Below are 22375 nucleotides of genomic sequence, written 5' to 3' on the forward strand. Positions count from 1 at the left end.
TACTTGGCGGCGATTCTGATTCGCCTGAAATAAAGTTTTCAGACGGACCCTAGTTAACTTCCATCAAATATTTTAAAAGTAAAAAGGACCGGGAAAAAGCGAAGTTTCCCCGTCCCTTGGCGAAATCATTTATAGTAATCTGCTTGGTTGGTTCTTGGTAGGATTATAAATGCTGCCGACGTGGCATCAAAATGTTTAGGATAATGGCGGTAATTGCCGCAATAGCAATTGGTGAACCGAGTAAGTACTGAAGCATCTGGGGAGATGCATTAAGGACATGTTTCGGTAGCAAGACCAGCGCAATTGTTAGAATTATTGGCAGACCAATAACGTAAATATCACTTTCACCGGTCTGCAAATTCCGGATAACGTTTAACCCGTTTAACATGATGGTAACCGTGATAATTGCAAAGACACCACCAATCACCGGTGCCGGAATTGCCGCCAAAAATGCGGATAATTTTGTAAAGAAGCCCAGTACAATAAACCAGCACCCGGCAGAAATGAAAGCCCGTTTACTGGCAACCCCAGTAATTGAGATAATCCCCGCATTTGTTGAGTAGCCAGTAACTGGCGTGGTCCCACTAAAAGCCGCAATCAAGCAACTAAGCCCTTCGCCGACAATCCCGTGATTCCACTGTCTCTTAGTAATTTTGTGGTTCGTTACCGCGCCCATTGCAAACCATGTTCCCGTGGTTTCCGTGGTCAGGATGGCGTAGATAATAATGAAGGTGAAAATCGCGGTCATATTGAAATGGATTCCCCAGTGTAACATTGTTCGTTGAGGTAAGCTAAACCACGGGGACACGGCAACGGAATGCCAATTAAAGCGTCCCATGCTAGCGCTCATTGCCGTTCCGACCAACAGGGCAATGACGATTGAGCCGGCCTTAAACAGCTTCTGTACGCGGGGAAAGCGAATACTAATCCCTACGCAAATTAATAAAGTTACTGCTGTTACTGTTGCTAGTTCCATGTTCTGGTAAACATTTCCCTGAGCTTCAAAGATGTTATCATTGAGGGCCGATGGAATTAGCGAGAGACCAACACAGGTAATAATTGTTCCACCCACTACTGCTGGCACAAGATAGTTAATGATCTTTTGAAAAACACCACTTAAGCCAAGAATAATTAGCAGGAGGGCACCAACAACTAATGAACCTAACAAAGTGGCCATCCCACTTCCCTTTAAACCACCACTAGCAAGGACAACACCCGCCGCAGCACTCAGGGGAACGAAAGAGGGCCCTTGGGAAACCGGCATCTTCATAAAAATTCCCGTTTGTAGGATGGTCCCAATCCCCGCAGCTAAGAAAGTTGCTTGCAGGAGACCGGTTGAATCGGCCGCGCCCATGGCGAGCATCCCCGCCAAAATAATCGGTGGCACATACACATCCATTGCTAATACATGTTGCAAACCCAACAGGGTCGCCTCGGTAAGTGAGATTTTATCATCTGGGCCAACCATTAGTTGTGCTTTTTCTTCCATTTCCTAATTACTCCTCATTACTTTAATATATTTCATAGGATAACACGAACTATATTGCGTGTAAAGAATTGAAAAGTTTGTTAAAGCGTTTAACTTAGGACATATTAGGAAACCCAAACAAAAAAGGGGACTCAGTATCCGGACAAAAACGGATACTGAATCCCCTTAATCTACCAAAAGCATCAGCAATTGCTATCCTTTTGGTAATTCATTAAAAATTAGTTGTTGTTACCATTCTTCTTGATGATGTCTTCTTGGATAGACTTAGGAACAGCTGAGTAGTGATCGAAAGTCATCGTGAAGGTACCACGACCTTGCGTAGCAGAACGCAAGGCGGTAGCGTAACCAAACATTTCAGACAGTGGAACAAATGAGTGAATCAGTTGAGCGTTACCACGTTCTTCCATCCCATCGATCGTTCCACGACGAGCAGTAACTTGACCCATAACATCACCCATGTTGTCTTCTGGGACAACGATATCAACCTTCATGATTGGTTCAAGGATGACTGGGTCCGCCTTCTTAGCAGCATTCTTCAAAGCGAGGGATGCGGCAACCTTGAAGGCCGCTTCACTAGAGTCGACTTCGTGGTAACTACCATCGTAGAGCTTAGCGTGCATGTCAACAAGTGGGTAGCCCGCAAGAACACCGTTTTGCATAGCTTCCTTCAATCCTTGTTCAACAGCAGGGATAAATTCACGCGGAACAACCCCACCGACAATGGCATCTTCGAATTCGAAGCCCTTACCTTCTTCAAGTGGTGTGAATTCGATCCATACATCACCGTATTGACCTTTACCACCAGATTGACGAACGAACTTACCTTGGGCACTCGCTTGCTTAGTAAATGCTTCACGGTAGGATACTTGTGGCTTACCAACCTTAACTTCAGCGTGGAATTCACGACGCAGACGTTCAACAATGATGTCTAGATGAAGTTCACCCATTCCGGCAATCAGAGTTTCACCAGTTTCAGGGTTAGTTTCAGCCTTGAACGTTGGGTCTTCTTCAGCCAGCTTTTGCAGACCCTTGTCCATCTTATCTTGGTCAGCCTTGGACTTAGGTTCAACAGAAACTTGGATAACTGGGTCAGGGAAGTCCATGGATTCAAGTTGCAGTGGGTGGTCAGAATCGGTCAAAGAGTCACCGGTAGTGGTGTTCTTCAGACCGATAGCAGCAGCAATATCACCAGAGAATACTTCTGGGATTTCGTGTTGTTGGTTAGAGTGCATTTGCAGCAAACGACCAATCCGCTCACGCTTGTCCTTCGTAGCGTTCAGAACGTAGGAACCAGATTGCAGAGAACCAGTGTAAACCCGTAAGAAAGTTAGACGACCAACGAATGGGTCGGTAGCAATCTTAAATGCCAAAGCAGCGAATGGCTTGTCGTCACCAGCAGTTAATTCAACTTCATTACCATCAGCATCGTGAGCAACGAAGGGCTTAACATCCAGTGGTGATGGCAGGTAGTCGATAACGGCATCAAGCATCATCTGGATACCCTTATCCTTGTAAGCTGAACCAGCCAGTACAGGGAAGAGCTTTTCTTCCAGAGTCCCCTTACGGATAGCAGCCTTGATTTCATCAACGGAAATATCTTCACCTTCAAGGTACTTTTCCATGATGTTGTCGTCAATGTCGGCCAGGGTTTCAATCATGGCTTCGTGACGCTTTTGAGCTTCATCCTTCATGTCATCCGGAATATCATCAGTATCCCAGTGAGTACCAAGTTTATCTTCATCGTAAACGTAAGCAACCATCTTAACCAGGTCAATTACCCCAACGAAGGAGTCTTCGGCACCAATTGGCATTTGGATTGGCAGTGGGGTAACGTTCAGACGGTCCTTGATCGTTTGAACGGAGTAGTCAAAGTTAGCACCCACCTTGTCCATCTTGTTAGCAAAAACAATCCGGGGAACGTTGAATTGGTCAGCTTGACGCCAAACAGTTTCAGTCTGTGGTTCAACACCGGCTTGGGCATCAAGAACCGTTACGGCACCATCAAGCACCCGCAATGCACGTTCAACTTCGACAGTGAAGTCCACGTGTCCTGGGGTATCAATAATGTTAATCCGGTGATCCTTCCAAACGGCCGTGGTGGCAGCGGAAGTGATAGTGATACCACGTTCCTTTTCTTCATCCATCCAGTCCATTTGTGAAGCACCATCGTGAGTTTCACCAATCTTGTGAATCTTACCAGTGTAGTAAAGAATCCGCTCAGTAGCAGTCGTCTTACCGGCATCGATGTGGGCCATGATACCAATGTTACGAGTCTTAGCGAGTGGGTATTCACGTTTATTAGCCATCTTAAGAGTGTATCTCCTTCCAAAATATGGTTATTATGAATAATTTCGTCATTTTTAGAAAAAGGGATGACGGTTATTAATCAACCACGTCACCCCTTTTTCGACCAGTTAAGCGACTGGTCTCAATTGACAGTGATTACCAGCGGTAGTGTGCGAATGCACGGTTGGCTTCTGCCATCCGGTGCGTATCTTCACGCTTCTTAACTGAAGCACCTGTGTTGTTAGAAGCATCAATGATTTCACGTGCCAGACGTTCAACCATGGTGTGTTCCCCACGCAAACGTGCGTATTGAACAATCCAACGAAGGCCTAAAGTAGTCCGCCGTTCTGGACGAACTTCGATTGGAACTTGGTAGTTAGAACCACCAACACGCCGTGCCTTGACTTCCAGTACCGGCATAACGTTGTCCATCGCCTGTTGGAATACTTCAACTGGATCATTGCCAGTTTCTTCCTTAATTTGATCAAAAGCTGCGTACAAAATCTTTGTAGCAGTTCCGCGCTTACCATCAATCATCAAGTGGTCAATCAGGCTGGTAACCAGCTTTGAGTTGTACATTGGATCTGGTAAGATTTCACGCTTTTGTACATGTCCTTTACGTGGCATTACTTAACTCCTCCTTATAAATTACTTCTTCTTCGGCTTCTTGGCACCGTACTTGGACCGTGATTGCATCCGGCCTTCAACACCAGCGGTATCGAGTGTACCACGGATGATGTGGTAACGAACCCCTGGTAAGTCCTTAACACGACCACCACGAATTAAAACAACGGAGTGTTCTTGGAGGTTGTGACCGATACCTGGAATGTAAGCAGTAACTTCAATCAGGTTGGAAAGACGTACACGAGCGTACTTCCGCAGAGCTGAGTTTGGCTTCTTAGGAGTCATCGTCCCGACACGGGTAGCAACCCCACGCTTTTGTGGAGAAGGTGTCTTAACTTCTTCTTTCTTGAAAGTGTTGTAAACATAACCAAGAGCTGGTGACTTTGACTTGCCCTTGTGGCTCTTCCGGCCTTTACGTACCAATTGGTTAATGGTTGGCATAATTTTTCCCCTTCCTTAATTTAAGTCCACACATCCAGGTGGTTCTTTTTAATGAATAAAAAAAATGCTGGATGAATATTAGATTAGTGTGCCTTCGTTGACGCATTCGTCTGCCCAACGACAGACACTCGTTGCTAAAAAGCACCTTAAATAGAGTATCACGACCAAAATAGAATGTCAATGAACGGCGGATAGTTATTTTAGGTTAATTGGGCCTTTTTCCCGTTCTTTATAGGTAGGGAGGTGCTTATTTTGTTTTTCACCAGCTACTATTTTCTTATCGGAACCGTTCTCGCCTCGTTTGCCGCCCTTTGTGGTCAACGGATTGGCAGCCAGCAGTGCCCCTGGGCTCCTCCACGATCCTATTGTGACGCCTGCCATATCCGCCTGAGATGGTGGCAGCTCATTCCCATCCTTGGTTACCTCATTCAAGGTGGTCACTGTCATTATTGTCGTCAGCCGATTCCCGTCTTTTTCCCCCTCAGCGAACTGCTGGCGGGTACCGCGGCCGCTTTACTCTGTGGCCCCGGCCTTGGTGATTCAGCTGCTTTTTTTATAGTGATTACTACCCTCGTCGGCTTAGCTAGCAACGATTTCTTTTATCAGTTTATCTACCCCGTTGGCCTACTGGGTCTGTTTCCCCTTTTCTTTTGTACCCATCACCAGAACTGGACATGGGAAAATATGATTGCATCGGCTCTGCTACTCCTGTTTCTAGCTTGCTGTTGTCTGACTAGTTATCTAGGAATTGGAGACGGCGAATTTCTCCTGGTCGTAACTTTCACTATTGGTTGGTACCCCACCCTTTACGTCATCATGCTTGGGTCCTTTTTCACGCTCTTACTCACCCTGCGAATGCCAATTAAAGAAAAGATTCCCTTTATACCTGGACTGGCTGCCGCCCTCGCGATGGTTCTGATTCTACTTAAAAATGAAATTATATAAAAAAGGGGCTCTAGTATTCGGATTTTCCGAACACTAAAGCCGATCCCTTCTAAAAACTTACTTCGCGTCGACGGGGGTTAGGCCTATTTCACTTTGAAAAACGAACTAGCAAGCTAGTTCTGTCTTATTCCCGTCATTTATTTCTTTGAATCGTCCTTAACCGTTACGATAAAAAGGTTGTGACCAAAATTGGCCAGATTTTCAATGTTCTGAAGTAACAAAAGCAGCCAAGAAAAGGCTAGGCCAAATTCCAAAAGCTCAAACGCCGTTAATGATAGGTAATCAGTCAGTTTAAAAACGATGTACTCCACGCCCATTACCACACCTAACGTATAGGACAGGGTTAAGAACTGCTTGGTAACCCGCGGCAGAATCCACCGGAGGGCAACGATGAGGATTAGGATGATGTAAACCAGCCACATCGAGATCCGGTCATGGAGAATGTGAAACTGCGGGTCATTCGGAAAGAGGCCAATCGAGGCGATGCACGCGGAAAGTGCATAGAGAAGCCAACGCAAAATCAGAATCCGCCGTCCCTTAAAGTTCTTTTGAAGGTTAACAAACAGGTAGTCCACCAGGGTCAACATCAACGCCCCAGAGAAAATCAAGGTTACGTTGAACTGAAAATTAGCAGAATCCTCTGCTGTTCCCAAGAAGCTAAAGTTGTGCTTCCACCAGTCCCGGCTTGAGTTGGTCAGCATTGCAAACAGCATTCCGCCAATAATCATGATGGTCAGCAGGTTGGTGATAATACTAGTGGTTAGTGTCATGGCTAAGTTAATCATTACATAGTTAACAACCGCCAGGATCATGAAGATCATTACAGTTGACGTGTAGATGTCGAAGCTAGCATCCATAAACAGGCGACCGAGCAACCAGAAGGCCGCCGAAAAGGAAAAAGCCAGAATCAGTCCACAAGCAATTACAATCGTCGGTAGGTTTCGCCAATACAATTCTTTAGTGGGCCCCGTTTGGTTAACTTTCGTCCAAATTGCCGCAATGACAAAGATCACAATCCCACTGATTGTTCCCAGCAAGGTCCCCGCGTTCGCAATCGAATAATCTTCTCCAGTTAGGGCCACCTGGTTAACGCCCAAACTCCGGCTATACACAAAGAAAATAACCATCATTAACAGGGCTGGTACCGTATAGAAGCCAATGTTGATTTGCGGTATCAGGTCAGTCACCTTTGCTGACCGGATAACAAACTGCTTATGACTAACGCTTAAGGAAAGGTCATCCCCCGGATCAAAGTCGGTCTCTTTTAAGGCCGCCGCCGGTATCTCAACTTTATATTTTTTTGCCACCTTACTCCCCCTCTTCATCGTAATAAAAAAGGGCCATGACAAATGCCATAACCCTTTTTATCAATTTTACAGAACTAGTTTTGCTTGTCTTCTTCCTTCATCTTGGCTTCTAAATCCTTGATGGAGTATGCAGCAACACTAACTTCCTTCGGCTTAATGTGCCGGTAAGTACTCATCCCAGTACCAGCTGGAATAATCTTACCAATGATAACATTTTCCTTCAAACCAACAAGTGGGTCATTCTTACCGCGGATAGCAGCATCGGTCAATACACGAGTGGTTTCCTGGAATGAAGCTGCCGACAAGAAACTGTTAGTTTCCAGAGCGGCCTTGGTAATCCCAAGGATAACTGGCCGGGCCGTCGCTGGAATACCACCAGCATAAAGCGTTGGCTTGTTAGCCTCACGGAATTGACCAATATCCATCAGTTGACCAGGAAGAAGGTCAGTATCACCTGGATCCATGACCCGGACCTTCCGCATCATCTGACGAATCATGATTTCAACGTGCTTATCCAGCAGGTCGATACCCTGCATCCGGTAAACACCCTGAACTTGGGCCAACAGGTAAGTTTCCGTTGAAAGAACGTCCCGAACCTGGATTAATTCCTTAGGATCAATTGACCCTTCGTTCAGTGCGGTTCCCCGGTGGATAAAGTCACCTTCTGAAACCCGCATCCGTGCCGTGATTGGCAGGGTATAAGTTCGCGTGTCAGTTTCGCTCTTCACAGTAACGTCTTTAGTCCGTTCTGCCGGGTTTTCTTCGATTGAAACAACCTCACCAGTAACCTCGGTGATGGTTGCCCGCCCTTTAGGGTTACGTGCTTCCACAATTTCTTGCACACGAGGAAGACCTTGGGTGATATCGTCGTTACCAGCAACACCACCAGTGTGGAAGTTCCGCAAGGTCAGCTGGGTACCAGGTTCACCAATTGATTGAGCGGCAACGGTCCCAACAGCTTCACCGGCTTCTACTCGGTCACCCGTAGCGGCGTTCCGACCATAGCACCGTTCACAAACACCGTGTTCAGTGTTGCAAGTGAAGGCGGAACGGATGGTAACCTTCTTAACACCGGCATCAACAATCTTTTGGGCCATGTCTTCGTCAATCAGCACGTTCTTGCCAACAATCTTTTCACCAGTCTTTGGATCAAAGACGGACTTCATCGTGTAACGACCCATAATCCGGTCATACAGTGGTTCGATCATTTCATTCCCGTTAGTAATGGCGGTAACTTCCAGGCCACGGTCAGTACCACAGTCCTTTTCACGAACAACCACATCTTGGGCAACATCAACCAGCCGCCGGGTCAGGTAACCTGAGTTGGCGGTCTTCAAGGCGGTATCAGTCATCCCTTTACGAGCACCGTGTGAGGAAAGGAACATTTCCAGAACGGACAGCCCTTCGTAGAAGTTTGACAGAACCGGCAGTTCCATGATCTTACCGTTTGGTGAGGCCATCAAACCACGCATCCCGGCTAGCTGGGTAAAGTTAGAAATGTTACCACGCGCACCGGAGTCAGACATCATGTTGATTGGGTTGTGGATGTCCATGTGCTCAATCAGCTTGTTTTGCACTTCATCCTTAGCGTCGTTCCAAGCACCGATAACTCGTTCGTACCGTTCGTCATCCGTAATCAGACCACGACGGAATTGCTTGGTAATCAGGGCCACTTGCTTACGGGCCTTCTTGATAATTTCGGGCTTTTCAGGCAGGTCATGAATATCGGACATCGCCGTTGTTAAACCGGAGATTGTGGATTCGTAGTAACCAAGGTCCTTAATCCGGTCCAGGAATTGAGAAGTCTTAGTAACCTTGTACTGCTTGTAAACTTCAGCAATCAGATCGGACAGGAAGCCCTTCTTGAATGGTGGAACCAGTGGGGCGTTTTCTAAGTATTCGTGAATGTCTTGGCCAGGTTCCAGGAAGAACTTGTCGTCAACCCCTTCATGAATGTTAGCGTCGGTTGGTTCGTTAATGTAGGCAAAGTCCTTTGGCATGATCCGGTTGAAGAGGAGTTTACCAACGGAAGTTACCATGATCCGGCCCCGTTGTTCATCGGTGAACGGCTTATCTGGGAAGGAGGATACTTGAACCCCAACCCGGGTTTGCAATGAAACATAGCCATTTTTGTAAGCCATTTCAGCTTCATCGGTGTCCTTGAAGATCATCCCTTCTCCTTCACGACCCTTATCTTCAGTGGTCATGTAGTAGTTACCGATAACCATATCCTGTGATGGTGAAACAATTGGTTCCCCGTCACGAGGACTCAAAATGTGGTGAGCGGCCAGCATCAGCAGTCGTGCTTCCGCTTGCGCTTCATCGGACAATGGAACGTGGATGGCCATCTGGTCACCATCAAAGTCGGCGTTGTAGGCGGTACATACCAGTGGGTGTAACCGCATGGACTTACCGGAAACCAGGATTGGTTCAAAGGCCTGAATCCCTAACCGGTGCAAGGTAGGTGCCCGGTTCAATAGAACAGGGTGTTCCTTGATAACGTCTTCCAATACATCAAAGACATCGTCATCACGACGGTCAATCTTCCGCTTAGCGGCCTTAACGTTGGCAGAAAGCCCCCGCTTAACCAGTTCGTGCATGATAAATGGCTTGAACAGTTCCAGGGCCATTGGAACTGGCAGCCCCATTTGGTTCATCTTCAGGGATGGACCAACATCGATAACGGAACGACCGGAGTAGTCAACCCGCTTACCAAGCAGGTTTTGACGGAACCGCCCTTGCTTACCCTTCAGCAGGTGTGACAGAGATTTCAGTGGACGGTTACCAGGACCGGCTACCGGACGACCACGACGGCCGTTATCGATCAGTGCATCAACGGCTTCTTGCAGCATCCGCTTTTCGTTTTGAACGATAATTCCTGGTGCTTGTAGCTTCAACAGGCGCTTCAACCGGTTATTCCGGTTGATAACCCGCCGGTACAGGTCGTTCAAGTCAGAGGTAGCAAAGCGGCCACCTTCCAGTTGAACCATTGGCCGTAAGTCAGGTGGCATTACTGGGATAACGTCTAGAACCATCCATTCTGGCTTATTACCAGACTTGATGAAGGCTTCCAGGATGTCCAACCGCCGAATTGCCCGGGTCCGCTTTTGACCAGTGGCTTCCTTTAATTCTTCCTTTAATTCGGTTGCTTCCTTGTCCAGGTCCACGTCAGCAAGCAACTTCTTGATGGCTGCCGCACCCATTTCAGCAGTGAAGCGGTCACCAAATTCAGCCTTCTTATCACGGTATTCAGCTTCAGAAAGCAGTTGCTTCTTCTCCAGTGGAGTGTCACCAGGATCAAGAACAACGTAGGAAGCAAAGTAGATGACTTCTTCTAGGGAACGAGGACTCATGTCCAGGACCAAGCCCATCCGACTTGGAATCCCCTTGAAGTACCAAATGTGTGATACGGGAGCCGCTAACTCAATATGGCCCATCCGTTCACGACGAACCTTTGAGCTGGTAACTTCAACCCCACAACGGTCACAAACCCGACCTTTGTAACGAACCCGCTTGTACTTACCACAAGCACACTCGTAGTCCTTAGTTGGGCCAAAGATTCGTTCGTCAAACAGACCTTGCTTTTCTGGCTTCAGGGTCCGGTAGTTGATGGTTTCCGGCTTCTTTACTTCACCGTATGACCAACTACGGATCTTATCTGGTGATGCCAGACCGATCTGCATGCTTTCAAATTTATTGACATCAATCAAAGGATGTTCCTCCTTATTTCGTAATATATGAGCGAAGAACTATAAATTAATCTTGTTTGGTCTTATCTTCAGTCGAAGTGGATGTTGAAGAAGCCTTGTGGGTCGTCTTCTTGTCCTTGTTATCGGCGTTGTGTTGCTCAGCGTACTTAGCCAATGCATCAACACTAACAACTTCAGAGTCATCTTCATCCATGTTCTTCAGTTGAATTTCCTTATTATTACCGTCAAGAACCTTCATGTCCAAACCAAGGGCTTGTAATTCCTTAACCAGAACACGGAATGATTCTGGAACACCCGGCTTTGGAATTGATTCACCATTGATGATGGCATCGTAAGTCCGGACACGACCAACGGTATCATCAGACTTGTAAGTCAGGATTTCTTGAAGGGTGTAGGCAGCACCGTAAGCTTCAAGAGCCCAAACTTCCATTTCACCGAACCGCTGACCACCGAACTGTGCTTTACCACCCAGTGGTTGCTGGGTAACCAGTGAGTAAGGACCAGTTGACCGGGCATGAATCTTATCATCAACCATGTGGGCCAGCTTCAGGTAGTGCATGGAACCAACAGCAATCCGGTTTTCAAATGGTTCACCAGTCCGACCATCATAAAGGATTGTCTTCCCATCTTCTGGGAAACCAGCTTCACGAACGGCATCCCAAACATCCTTGTCGGTAGCCCCATCAAATACTGGTGTTGCCATGTGGATACCTAAGCGCTTAGCAGCCATCCCTAAGTGTAGTTCAAGCAGCTGCCCAATGTTCATACGACTTGGCACACCCATTGGACTAAGCATGATGTCAATTGGCGTTCCGTCTGGCATGTACGGCATATCTTCTTCAGGGATAACAATAGAAACCGTCCCCTTGTTACCATGACGACCAGACATCTTGTCACCAACCTGGATTTTCCGCTTTTGGGCAATGTAGACCCGGACCATGGTGTTAACACCTGGTGACAGTTCATCCCCGTTTTCACGGGTAAAGATCTTGACGTCTTGGATAATTCCGCCACCACCGTGAGGGACACGGAGTGAAGTGTCACGAACTTCACGGGACTTTTCACCAAAGATGGCGTGCAGCAGCCGTTCTTCAGCAGACAGTTCAGTCATTCCCTTAGGAGTAACCTTACCAACTAGGATGTCACCATCATGAACTTCGGCACCAACACGAACGATCCCGTCTTCATCAAGGTCCTTCAAAGCGTCGTCACCGACGTTTGGAATTTCCCGCGTCATTTCTTCAGGACCCAGCTTGGTTTCCCGCGCTTCGGATTCGTAAGATTCAATGTGAATGGATGTGTAAACGTCATCCTTAACCAGCCGTTCGTTAATGGCAATGGCATCTTCGAAGTTGTACCCTTGCCAAGTCATGAAGGCAATCAGTGGGTTTTGACCAAGGGCCAATTCCCCTTGTTCCATTGATGGGCCATCAGCAAGCACGTCATCGGCATCCACATGTTCACCGACCTTGACAATTGGCCGTTGGTTGTAGTTCTTACCACCGTTAGAACGACGGAACTTCATTAGCTTGTAGGTATCTAATGAACCATCGTCTTCACGAACACGAACCTCACGAGCATCAACGTATTCAACAGTACCAGGCTTCTTAGCAATCAGGGCCACCCCAGAGTCGTGAGCTGCTTTGTAGTCGATACCAGTACTTACCAGTGGTGCGTGTGGGTTAATCAACGGTACAGCTTGCCGCTGCATGTTGGCACCCATCAGGGCACGGTTAGAGTCATCGTTTTCAAGGAATGGAATACATGCGGAAGCGACGGAAACAACTTGCTTAGGAGAAACGTCCATGTAGTCGACGTTTTCAACATTGGTTTCAACGTATTCATCCTTATCACGAGCCATAACCCGTTCGTCAACGAAGGAACCGTCATCGTTCAATGGCGAGTTGGCCTGGGCAATAACGTAATTATCTTCTTCATCGGCAGTCAGATAATCAATCTTATCGGTAACCTTGTGCGTCTTCCAGGATACACGACGGTATGGTGTTTCAATGAAGCCATACTTGTTAACACGAGCGTATGAGGAAAGACTGTTGATCAGACCGATGTTAGGACCTTCTGGCGTTTCAATTGGGCACATCCGGCCGTAGTGCGTGTAGTGAACATCACGAACTTCGTAACCAGCCCGGTCACGGGTCAAACCACCAGGTCCCAGGGCAGACAGACGACGTTTGTGGGTTAATTCACCCAGCGGGTTAGTCTGGTCCATGAATTGAGAAAGCTGGGAGGAACCGAAGAATTCCTTGATTGATGCAACCACCGGACGAATGTTGATCAGTTGTTGTGGAGTAACAGTGTCAGGGTCTTGAATAGACATCCGTTCCCGAACAACCCGTTCCATCCGGGCAAGCCCAATCCGGAACTGGTTTTGCAGCAGTTCACCCACAGAACGAATCCGCCGGTTACCCAAGTGGTCGATATCATCCGTACTCCCAATTCCTTCTTGTAAATTGAAGAAGTAGTTCAGAGAAGCCAGGATATCTGCTGGTTCAATGTGCTTGTATTCCAACGGAATGTGGCCATTACCAATGATTGGTACAACCCGGTCTGGATCAGTCTTAGAGTAAACTAAGATTTTTTGCAGCTTAACGGGTTCCGTAACCACCGCTTCGTCAGATGGCGTGTAGGTAATCATCTTGAAGTCGTCACGGTCAAGGTAAGGTTCTAACTTCTTGAGAACTTCCTTATCGACCGTGTCACCCTTTTGTGCTAAGACTTCACCAGTATCAGGATCAGCTAGTGTTTCAGCAAGGGTCTGCCCTAACAGACGGTACTTCAGCATTAACTTCTTGTTAGTCTTGTAACGACCAACTGGTGCCATGTCATAACGCTTTGGGTCAAAGAAGCGGGCCGTCAGCAAGTTCCGTGCAGAATCAGCCGTCTTTGGTTCACCTGGACGCAGACGTTCGTAGATGTCCTTCAAGGATTCTTCAACCCGTGAGTCTTCAGCATTCTTGTGGACATCCTTATCCAGGGTCAGTGACAGGGTCTCACTGTCGCCACCAAACATATCAATAATTTCGTCATCAGAGCCAAAGCCAAGGGCCCGAACAAGTTCGGTCATTGGCAGCTTCCGGGTCCGGTCAATCCGGACGTAGGAAACGTTTTTGGCATCGGTTTCGTATTCCAGCCATGCACCACGGTTTGGAATAAAGGTAGCGCCGTAGCTTGGCCGACCATTTTTGTCAGTTTCTTCATTATAGTAGACACCAGGAGAACGAACTAATTGTGAAACAATAACCCGTTCGGCACCGTTAATAATGAAGGTCCCTTGGTCAGTCATCAGTGGGAAGTCACCAAAGAAGACGTCTTGAGACTTGATTTCGCCGGTCTCATGGTTGGTTAACCGCAAAGTAACGTGCAGGGGTGCTGAGTAGTTAGCATCGTGTTCACGTGCTTCATCGACAGTGTACTTAGGTTCCAAAAGTTGATAATCAACGAATTCAAGGGAAAGCTTTCCTTGGAAATCGTCAATTGGCATAATATCATCAAACATTTCCCGAAGGCCCTTGTCCATGAACCAATTGTAAGAATCGGTTTGGATTTCAATCAGGTTAGGTAACTCGAGAACTCCCTTAATTCGGGAGTAACTACGACGGGTACGGTGTTTACCGTATTTTACTAAATGTCCGGCCAAACTGTTCACCTCTCTAATTTGTTGGGTGGGTTCATTTCAAATGTTACATTTTGATTACAATTGGGTCAAAATCAAACTTTTGGGCAAAAAAAATCCAAAAACAGTTTAAAAACTGTCTTTGGTTTTATTGCCGATCCCGATGGACAATAGATCACCAGGACCAGATGAACTCACAATTACATACCCTCTTAGTATACTAATTGCTTATTCACCTGTCAATGATTTAGTTTAAAAATATTAACGCTTAGCTAAGCCATTAATAATGCAGTCTAAAATTAACTTATCTCGCTGCTCAGCCGTAATGGAATGGCCACCAATTCGTTGATATGTACCAAAGATTGGGGAAAGACTAGCAAGAAACAATTCGGCAGCTTCCTTTGGCAAAAGGTCGGGACGGAGTTTCACTGCCGGTTGCTTGAAGTAATCCCCAATTGGTTCCAGATAATCCATGGTGAAAATCATGTTCAGCTTTTGCTGGGCACTCTTAGAAAGAAGCTGCATTGCCTGGTTATATTGGTCATAGATGCTCAGCGGGTGGTGCTTCTTCAGAACCCGAACAATTTCAAAGAGTTGTTCTTCCGGCGTCAGCTTGTGCTTGCGCATAACCTTGTTGATCTCCTGACGAATTTTCCCTGATAATTTCGTCATGACATCCAGGTATAAAACTTCCTTATCGCTGAAGTGGTGGTAAAGTGCCGGTTGGGTAATCCCAATCTGCTTCGCAATATCCCTTGTTGATGTTTCCCCAAAACCATTTTGCAAGAATAACTTCGTTGCTGTTTTTAAAATTGCTTGACGAGTTTTTTCTAATTGCTCTGCCCTTTTCATCAAATTGCCTCCTCAAATTAGCTACTAACTATTATAGAACCAACATTTATCATCTGACAACTATTTTTTGAATAAAAAATGCCTAAAATCCCTGTTATTAAAGGATTTTAGGCAATACCCTAGTGACTAATTTTCACTAATTTAGGAGTAGTGGACTGCTTGTCCTTAACTTTGATCGTAATCTGGCCCCGGTGTGCCCCCACGGTAACAGTGTCACCGCTAGCAATTTGGCCGTCAATCAGCGCCGTGCTAAGGTCATCTTCAATCTTTTCCTGGATGGCCCGCCGCAGTGGCCGGGCCCCGTATTCGGGATCATAGCCAACGGTCGCAATTAAATCAACCGCTGCGGGCGTAACCCGGAGTTTGATCCCCTGTTCTGCAACCCGGTCACGAAGCTCGTTGGTCATTAATTTGACGATCTGGTGTAACTCATCCTTATTTAAGGAGTGGAAGATAATCGTCTCGTCAATCCGGTTCAAGAATTCTGGCCGGAAATGGAGCTTCAACTGCTGGCGGATTGCGGCCGCCATCGCATTGTAGTCCTGACTAATGTCTTTGGCGCCAAAGCCGACTTCCTTCTCGTCCTGGAGCTGGGTGGCCCCCAGGTTAGAAGTCATGATAATGATGGTATTGCGGAAGTCAACCCGCCGGCCCTTTGAATCCGTCAGGTAACCATCGTCCAGAACCTGAAGAAGGAGGTTGAAGACATCAGGATGCGCCTTCTCGGCTTCATCGAGCAGGACAACGGAATATGGGTGCTGACGAACCTTCTCGGTTAACTGGCCACCCTCGTCGTAACCGACGTAACCAGGGGCAGCCCCAATCAGTCGACTGGTGCTGTACTTTTCCATGTACTCGGACATGTCAATCCGAATCATGTTATCTTCAGAGCCAAACATTGCCTCAGCAAGGGCTTTGGCTAATTCAGTCTTTCCTACCCCAGTTGGCCCCAGGAACATGAAGGAGCCAATTGGCCGATTAGGGTTCTTCAAGCCGCTCCGGGCCCGGCGAATAGCCTTGGCAACGGCATCAACGGCCTCATCTTGGCCAATTACCCGTTTGTGGAGGACCTTTTCGAGGTTAATCAAACGGTCACTTTCACTCCGCTTCAGCTGCGTCAATGGGACACCAGTCCATTCAGCAACAATTTTGGCGACATCTTCGCCGGTGACCTTGAGGCGGTAATGCTGCTGGCCGTTGTCCTGCTGGCTGTCTTCCCGCTGTTCTTGCTGGTTCAACTTGGCACGGAGAGCAAGCTCCTTTTCCCGTAAAGCCGCGGCCTTATCAAAGTCCTGTTCCTCAATCGCGTCTTCCTTTTGGGACTGGAGTTCATTAATTTGGTCTACCAAAGACGGCTGGTGCTGCTTATTTTCCTCTGCGTTGATTCGCACCATGGCCGCCGATTCATCCATTAAGTCAATCGCCTTATCTGGCAGAAAACGGTCAGAAATATAACGGTCGGAAAGTTTAACGGCCTGTTCAAGCGCGTCGTCAGTAATCTTAGCGTGGTGGTGAGCTTCATAGCGGGGCCGCAAGCCCTTCAGAATTGCCAACGAATCTTCTGGAGTCGGCTCATCAACCTGGACGGTCGCAAAACGCCGTTCTAAGGCTGCGTCAGATTCAATATACTTTTGGTACTCATCAAGGGTTGTCGCCCCAATTGTTTGGAGCTCGCCCCGGGCCAGGGCCGGTTTAAGAATATTGGAAGCGTCAATTGCGCCCTCAGCGCCACCAGCCCCGATAAGGGTATGCAATTCATCGATGAAGAGGATGACGTGGCCGTCTGCTTGAATTTCATCGATAACCTTCTTAAGGCGGTTTTCAAATTCACCACGGTACTTGGTTCCGGCAACCAGTGACCCCATATCCAAAACCATCAGCCGCTTATTAGCTAGTTCAGACGGGACCAGGCCCTTTACCATCCGCTGGGCAAGTCCTTCGGCAATTGCGGTCTTACCAACCCCTGGTTCACCAATCAGGACTGGATTGTTCTTCGTCCGCCGGCTGAGAATCTGCTCGGTCCGTTTGATTTCCTCATTCCGACCAACGACGGGATCCAACTTACCATCACGGGCCATGGCCGTCAGGTCGCGGGCCAACTTATCAAGAGTTGGCGTTCCACTCTTACGGTTGGCGGCTGCTGCCCGGCTGCGACCAGCTTGGCGAAGCTGGCTTTCCGCTACGCCCAGTCGCCGCAGGGTAACTTTTCGAACCTGACGAGGTAAAACATCAAGGCTGTACAAGATTCGTGATGAAAGAACACTCTCGTCCGCAATCAGCGCCAGCAGGATGTGTTCGGTCCCAATCTTTAGGGCGTGCATCTGCTGGGCCTCTTGACCGGCAAGGTTCAGAACTTGCTTGGCTTTCGGTGAGTACGGGAGGTAATCCGCCGGACCCAACTGGTCAAGGGTACCATAACCAATCAAACGTTCAATTTCTTCACGGATATCGTCGCTGGTAATTGAAAATTGTTCAAAAATTTTGTTCGCAATACCATCCTTGTTCATTGCAAGGGCTAATAGAAGGTGTTCTGTTCCTACCGCTTGGTGTTTAAAGTATTTAGCCTGCTCATGAGCAATCATTAAAACATGTTTGGCACTTGGGGTAAACATGTTATCCATTAGCAATCATCCCTTCTAACTTTCATACCGTAACCGGTTTAACAGTGAAGCCAATACTCTCGCTCTCAGTTGAGCCTCAACTGTCGTGTTACCAACGTCCAAGGTCTGCTTAGAAAGAGCTACCAACATCAGGTCTCCTTCCCGCCGCGTAATTACTTTTTCGTCGTAGAGCGTCTGGACAATGGCAAAGGCGTCCCGTTCCCGGATTGAGTCACCAATTGCTTGGATTAACGAGTTTAACACGTCAACGTTATCAAGTAAATTAACCCGCTCAATCCGGATATAGCCGCCACCTCCACGCTTACTCTTCACCAGGTAACCGTTCTGAATAGTAAACCGAGTCTTAATTACATAGTTAATCTGCGAGGGAACCACGTCAAAATGGTTAGCAATCTCTGACCGGCGAATCTCAATCTGAGCAGAGTTGCCGAGAATTTCTTTTAAATATGCTTCAATCACATCCGAAATGCTCTTATTTTCCATTTGTTCACCCTCCATTTACTGACTAATCTTGACCATTATTTTATCATAAGTCACTCTTTTTTCCCATCTAAAACGCTTAAAGAAAAAGAGACCGGCAACGCCAGTCTCTTTTGAAGCTCACACATAACAGACCACATCGTCGGGCATGAACAATGGCCGAGCCGTGCCCTGTCAACCATCATTCTGAGTCCAGTCCATGTAGCTGTTATGTGTTTTCTTATTTATAGATTAATCGATGTTAAGCGTGATGCTTACTTTTCGAGGGAGAAGTCAACAACGTTCCGGCCAACAACCTTGTTGTCCTTCAGTTCTTGAATCATGTCGTTGATTTCAGAAAGCTTCCGAGTGTGAACGATTGGGTGAACCTTACCTTCAGCACCGAATTGGAAACATTCAGCCAGGTCTTGACGGGTACCAACTAAGGAACCAGCAACGATAATCCCATCAAGAACAGTCTTAGCAATGTTCAGCTTCATGTCACCTTGTGGAAGGGCAACCGCAACTAAGCGGCCGTCTGGACGAAGGGAGTTGACAGCTTGGTCAAAGGCAGCGGTAGTAACAGCAGTAACAACTGCGGCATGAACACCGCCAACCTTTTCTTGGATTTGTTCATCAACGTTGTTGTCGTGACGGTTGATGCAGATTTCAGCACCGTTTTCCTTAGCGGCCTTCAGCTTGTCTTCGTTACCATCAACGGCGATAACGTGAGCGCCAAAGACGTTGTGGGCAATTTGGATACCGAGGTTACCAAGACCACCAGCACCAACGATTGATACCCATTGACCAGGCTTGATGTCAGCAACCTTCAAAGCCTTGTACATGGTAACACCGGCACAAGTCAGAGAAGTAGCTTCAACAGGGTCCAGACCTTCTGGAACCTTAACAGCGTAGTCAGCTGGAACGATACATTGTTGAGCCATTGCCCCATCGGCAGTGTAACCAGCGTTCAGGACGTTACGGCAAAGCGTTTCACGGCCGGTCAGGCAGTATTCACAGTGGCCACAGCCCTTGAAGAACCAAGCAATTGATACCCGGTCCCCAACCTTCAAACTAGTAACGCCAGGAACTACCTTGGATACACGACCAACACCTTCGTGGCCAATAATCCGACCAGGCTTCTTACCGAAGTCACCGGCAGCACAGTGCAAGTCGGTGTGGCAAAGGCCACAGTATTCCATATCAACTAAAGCTTCGCCAGGCTTCAAATCACGAAGCTTGACATCCTTAACAGTAACGTACCCATCTACTGGATCATTAATAACAGCAGCTTTCATAAGCTAAGATCTCCTTCTCAAAGATATGTTATACTTTTCACAATTATTATGATATCAGAACTAGGTTATTTTTTAAAGCCCGTTTTGAATAATTACTTACCCTAATCAAACGCGCAACGTTTTCCGCAGTTTGGGCAATATCATTAGGAGCATCACAAAGAGCCTGTTTTAATGACTTAGCGCCAGCAGGAGTTCCAAAAATCGCATCAATTGCACCTGTCGTATAAAGGCTATTACCCCCCCTACCGATATTACCAGCTAAGACAATCACCGGTGCTTTGGGGGCAACACTCTTGCATGCCTTTGCAACGCCATAGGGGGTCTTGCCAAATTTGGTCTGGAAGTCAATCCCCCCTTCACCGGTAAAAACATAATCAGCATCAGCAGCTTTTTCTTTTAATTTTGTAGGGGCAATTACCAAATCTACGCCATGCTGCATCTGAGCATTGGTAAACACTAACAGTCCTGCCCCAAGTCCACCAGCTGCTCCGGCCCCGGCGAGCTTCTCAACTGATTGACCGGTCCTTCTGGTAATCACTTCGGCATAGTGGTGAAGGTTTCGATCAAGAATTTTTACCATTTCCGGAGTTGCTCCTTTTTGGGGGCCGAAAATAGGCGCGGCGCCCTTGGGACCAGTCAATGTGTTCGTGACGTCTGAGGCAATCGCAATTGTTGCTTTAGCGATACGTGGATCAACCTGTGAAGTATCGATCTGCGCTAGTTCAGCTAGCGCCCCACCACCACCAAACCCAATTGGTTGTCCGTCAGCTTTCAGGAGTCGGGCACCAAGGGCCTGGGCCATCCCGGCACCACCATCGACGGTTGCGCTCCTACCAATTCCAATAATAATTTTCTTGGCTCCCCGTTTAATAGCATTAAGGATCAGTTCACCCGTACCATAGGTGGTTGTAACAAGGGGATTCGCTGTTTTAGCATTGATAAACTGAATCCCGCTTGCGGCCGCCATTTCAATAACCGCTGTCTCGCCATCCCCAAGTAATCCATAGTCCGCATCAACTAAATGATTAAGGAGGTTATGAACTTTTGCGGTAACCAGTTTTCCTGCAGTAGCGTCAACCAGGGACTGGACCGTCCCTTCACCACCATCAGCCATAGGGACTAAAACGTATTCAGCATCTGGATAAACTCTTTTGATCCCCCTAGCCATTGCCTTGACGGCTTCTTTAGCGGTCATGCCGCCTTTAAAAGAGTCTGGAGCAATTATAAATTTCGTGGCATATCCCTTCTTCCTTCTACATTAAATCTATGAAGTCGTCCAGCGCTACCGCATCGCTGTCAATCATTATCCACCCTTTCTTTTCGAATTAGCAAATTCTCCCTAACGCTTCTTCAAAAATTGGTAACCATTTTTGCTGGTAACCGGCGCGGGTTGGATGAATTGAATCAGCCATGTATAGTGAAGCCTCACCATGCGGTACTTCCTCATTATGGTAAAGGTCAATGATTGTAAAATGCCATTTGGTCTGCAGCTCAAAGAGACGGTTAACCATTTGCGCATAAAGTTCGTTATCAAAGCGGGGATTAGTGTATATAAATACTGGGACGTGCCAACATACTCTTACATAATTGAGAATATATTCAATGGCTCCTGTAATTGTTTTAACATCATACTGATCACTACAACTAATCTTACCAAGCAGATTAGGGGCCTTTTTAGCGTCATTTGTAGATAGCTGTAAGACGAAGGCATCCAGTTTTGCTGCCTTGTCGATACTGCGCAGACGGGCAACATAGGAATCATGGGGGAAGAAGGTGTTTTGGTCTACTAACGTTGTTCCAGAAACCGCCTCCTTAATCGCCAGTATGCCATCCCTTTTGGCTAAATAATCGACGAAGGATTCGCCAAGGGCACCATAGCCAAAGGTCACGGAGCTCCCCAGAAAAGCAATCCGCTTGCCTTTTAAAACTGACGGCACCGTTTTAGTAGCGTTGACACCATACTGGGCAGCGTTTCCAGAAAGACGTCTTAGGCCATCAAGGGTGTGAACAAATTGAGGACTTATGCTGCCAAACTTAGCAATCTCGTCTTTGACCTCGTCAAGAGCATACCTCGATAAGTCATTTTCTGTTTTTAATTTTACTAAGATGTCTTGCATGTTTAACCTCTTTTTTTCATATGGTAGATTGTAAAATTTAAGTTGAACATTTAAGTAGACAGAAAAACCCATCAAGGTCTTTAATGGTGTTACCGTACAATCCATTAGAAAGAAGGACCTTGATGAGCACCACTATTTTATCATTCCAGAACCGTGTTGTCATTGAAACGCTTCATAATGAAGGACGTTCCTTGCGATACATCGCTAATTACTTAGGCTTTAGTAAAACCACAGTCTTTAACGAACTTCACCGGCTAAATAGTGAGTACCAGGCTGAGCTAGCGCAAACTGACTTTGAACGTAAGGTTAGTCAACGGGGGCGGAAGTCTTCGCTCACTAAAAACCTTAAACACTTGATCGAAGAAAAGATTCAAGTCCAGAAGTGGTCCCCTGAACAAGTTGCCCATGTAGTTGGAATTGCCTACAAGACGGTCTATAACTGGATTGATCAAGGATGGCTTGATATACAGTTACCCGATTTGCCTGATCATGGAATTCGTCGTCATCGTGCTAAAGAAAAGCGTGGTACGTTCAGTCACGGGGTTGTGACAAAAAGCCTCTGAATCAGAAGCTCCATTCGGAATTTGACAAAAAT

Annotated in this window: 14 protein-coding genes and 1 pseudogene; 2 read left to right on the top strand and 13 right to left on the bottom strand. The window is 47.0% G+C overall.

The annotated features are described in order from the left end of the window. Positions 1 to 163 precede the first annotated feature (163 nt). The 4 genes from FD32_RS05615 to rpsL all read right to left on the bottom strand — a co-directional run bounded on the left by FD32_RS05615 (position 164) and on the right by rpsL (position 4840). Positions 164 to 1489, bottom strand: coding sequence for a uracil-xanthine permease family protein (locus tag FD32_RS05615; RefSeq protein WP_047767443.1), 1326 nt, complete (start codon positions 1487 to 1489; stop codon positions 164 to 166). 218 nt (positions 1490 to 1707) lie between these two features. Then, the gene (fusA, locus tag FD32_RS05620; protein ID WP_047767441.1) at positions 1708 to 3795 is read right to left on the bottom strand and encodes an elongation factor G; all 2088 of its coding nucleotides are present in this window, start codon (positions 3793 to 3795) and stop codon (positions 1708 to 1710) included. Positions 3796 to 3931: 136 nt separating this feature from the next. Further along, the gene (rpsG, locus tag FD32_RS05625; protein ID WP_047767439.1) at positions 3932 to 4402 is read right to left on the bottom strand and encodes a 30S ribosomal protein S7; all 471 of its coding nucleotides are present in this window, start codon (positions 4400 to 4402) and stop codon (positions 3932 to 3934) included. A 21-nt stretch (positions 4403 to 4423) separates the two neighbouring features. After that, positions 4424 to 4840, bottom strand: a complete 417-nt coding sequence (gene rpsL, locus FD32_RS05630) for a 30S ribosomal protein S12 (RefSeq protein ID WP_047767437.1) — start codon at positions 4838 to 4840, stop codon at positions 4424 to 4426. A gap of 252 nt (positions 4841 to 5092) precedes the next feature. Between rpsL and FD32_RS05635 the strand changes: the two genes are divergently transcribed. Continuing rightward, positions 5093 to 5785, top strand: coding sequence for a prepilin peptidase (locus FD32_RS05635; RefSeq protein WP_047767435.1), 693 nt, complete (start codon positions 5093 to 5095; stop codon positions 5783 to 5785). A 137-nt stretch (positions 5786 to 5922) separates the two neighbouring features. On the opposite strand, the gene FD32_RS05640 is transcribed toward FD32_RS05635, so the two are convergent. From FD32_RS05640 to FD32_RS05680, 9 genes are all read right to left on the bottom strand, one after another. Then, positions 5923 to 7092, bottom strand: coding sequence for a DUF998 domain-containing protein (locus FD32_RS05640; RefSeq protein WP_047767433.1), 1170 nt, complete (start codon positions 7090 to 7092; stop codon positions 5923 to 5925). Between the two features lie 74 nt (positions 7093 to 7166). Continuing rightward, positions 7167 to 10802 (bottom strand): DNA-directed RNA polymerase subunit beta', encoded by a 3636-nt coding sequence (rpoC, locus tag FD32_RS05645; protein WP_047767432.1) that lies wholly within the window; start codon positions 10800 to 10802, stop codon positions 7167 to 7169. Between the two features lie 46 nt (positions 10803 to 10848). After that, entirely contained in the window at positions 10849 to 14457 is a 3609-nt protein-coding gene (gene rpoB / locus FD32_RS05650; protein WP_475086289.1) for a DNA-directed RNA polymerase subunit beta, read from the bottom strand. Between the two features lie 237 nt (positions 14458 to 14694). Further along, entirely contained in the window at positions 14695 to 15285 is a 591-nt protein-coding gene (locus tag FD32_RS05655; RefSeq protein ID WP_047767428.1) for a TetR/AcrR family transcriptional regulator, read from the bottom strand. 119 nt (positions 15286 to 15404) lie between these two features. Beyond that, on the bottom strand, positions 15405 to 17906 hold the full coding sequence (locus FD32_RS05660) for an ATP-dependent Clp protease ATP-binding subunit (protein WP_047767426.1): 2502 nt from the start codon (positions 17904 to 17906) through the stop codon (positions 15405 to 15407). A gap of 15 nt (positions 17907 to 17921) precedes the next feature. Then, a complete protein-coding gene (locus tag FD32_RS05665; RefSeq protein WP_047767424.1) occupies positions 17922 to 18389 on the bottom strand; it encodes a CtsR family transcriptional regulator in 468 nt (155 codons plus the stop codon). Positions 18390 to 18640: 251 nt separating this feature from the next. Continuing rightward, on the bottom strand, positions 18641 to 19663 hold the full coding sequence (gene adhP / locus FD32_RS05670) for an alcohol dehydrogenase AdhP (RefSeq protein WP_047767422.1): 1023 nt from the start codon (positions 19661 to 19663) through the stop codon (positions 18641 to 18643). 46 nt (positions 19664 to 19709) lie between these two features. After that, entirely contained in the window at positions 19710 to 20888 is a 1179-nt protein-coding gene (locus tag FD32_RS05675) for a glycerate kinase family protein (RefSeq protein WP_268872419.1), read from the bottom strand. Between the two features lie 100 nt (positions 20889 to 20988). After that, a complete protein-coding gene (locus tag FD32_RS05680) occupies positions 20989 to 21780 on the bottom strand; it encodes an SGNH/GDSL hydrolase family protein (RefSeq protein ID WP_047767418.1) in 792 nt (263 codons plus the stop codon). Between the two features lie 122 nt (positions 21781 to 21902). On the opposite strand from FD32_RS05680, the pseudogene FD32_RS05685 reads away from it, so the two are divergent. Next, positions 21903 to 22322 (top strand): annotated as a pseudogene (locus FD32_RS05685) (transposase); the annotation flags it as partial. Positions 22323 to 22375 lie beyond the last annotated feature (53 nt).

The organism is Limosilactobacillus panis DSM 6035 (assembly GCF_001435935.1).
Taxonomy (GTDB): domain Bacteria; phylum Bacillota; class Bacilli; order Lactobacillales; family Lactobacillaceae; genus Limosilactobacillus; species Limosilactobacillus panis.

Coding starts and splice junctions, on each gene's coding strand:
- FD32_RS05615 (WP_047767443.1), bottom strand. CDS start 1,489: ATGGAAGAAAAAGCACAACTAATGGTTGGCCCAGATGATAAAATCTCA.
- fusA (WP_047767441.1), bottom strand. CDS start 3,795: ATGGCTAATAAACGTGAATACCCACTCGCTAAGACTCGTAACATTGGT.
- rpsG (WP_047767439.1), bottom strand. CDS start 4,402: ATGCCACGTAAAGGACATGTACAAAAGCGTGAAATCTTACCAGATCCA.
- rpsL (WP_047767437.1), bottom strand. CDS start 4,840: ATGCCAACCATTAACCAATTGGTACGTAAAGGCCGGAAGAGCCACAAG.
- FD32_RS05655 (WP_047767428.1), bottom strand. CDS start 15,285: ATGAAAAGGGCAGAGCAATTAGAAAAAACTCGTCAAGCAATTTTAAAA.
- FD32_RS05660 (WP_047767426.1), bottom strand. CDS start 17,906: ATGGATAACATGTTTACCCCAAGTGCCAAACATGTTTTAATGATTGCT.
- FD32_RS05665 (WP_047767424.1), bottom strand. CDS start 18,389: ATGGAAAATAAGAGCATTTCGGATGTGATTGAAGCATATTTAAAAGAA.
- adhP (WP_047767422.1), bottom strand. CDS start 19,663: ATGAAAGCTGCTGTTATTAATGATCCAGTAGATGGGTACGTTACTGTT.
- FD32_RS05680 (WP_047767418.1), bottom strand. CDS start 21,780: ATGCAAGACATCTTAGTAAAATTAAAAACAGAAAATGACTTATCGAGG.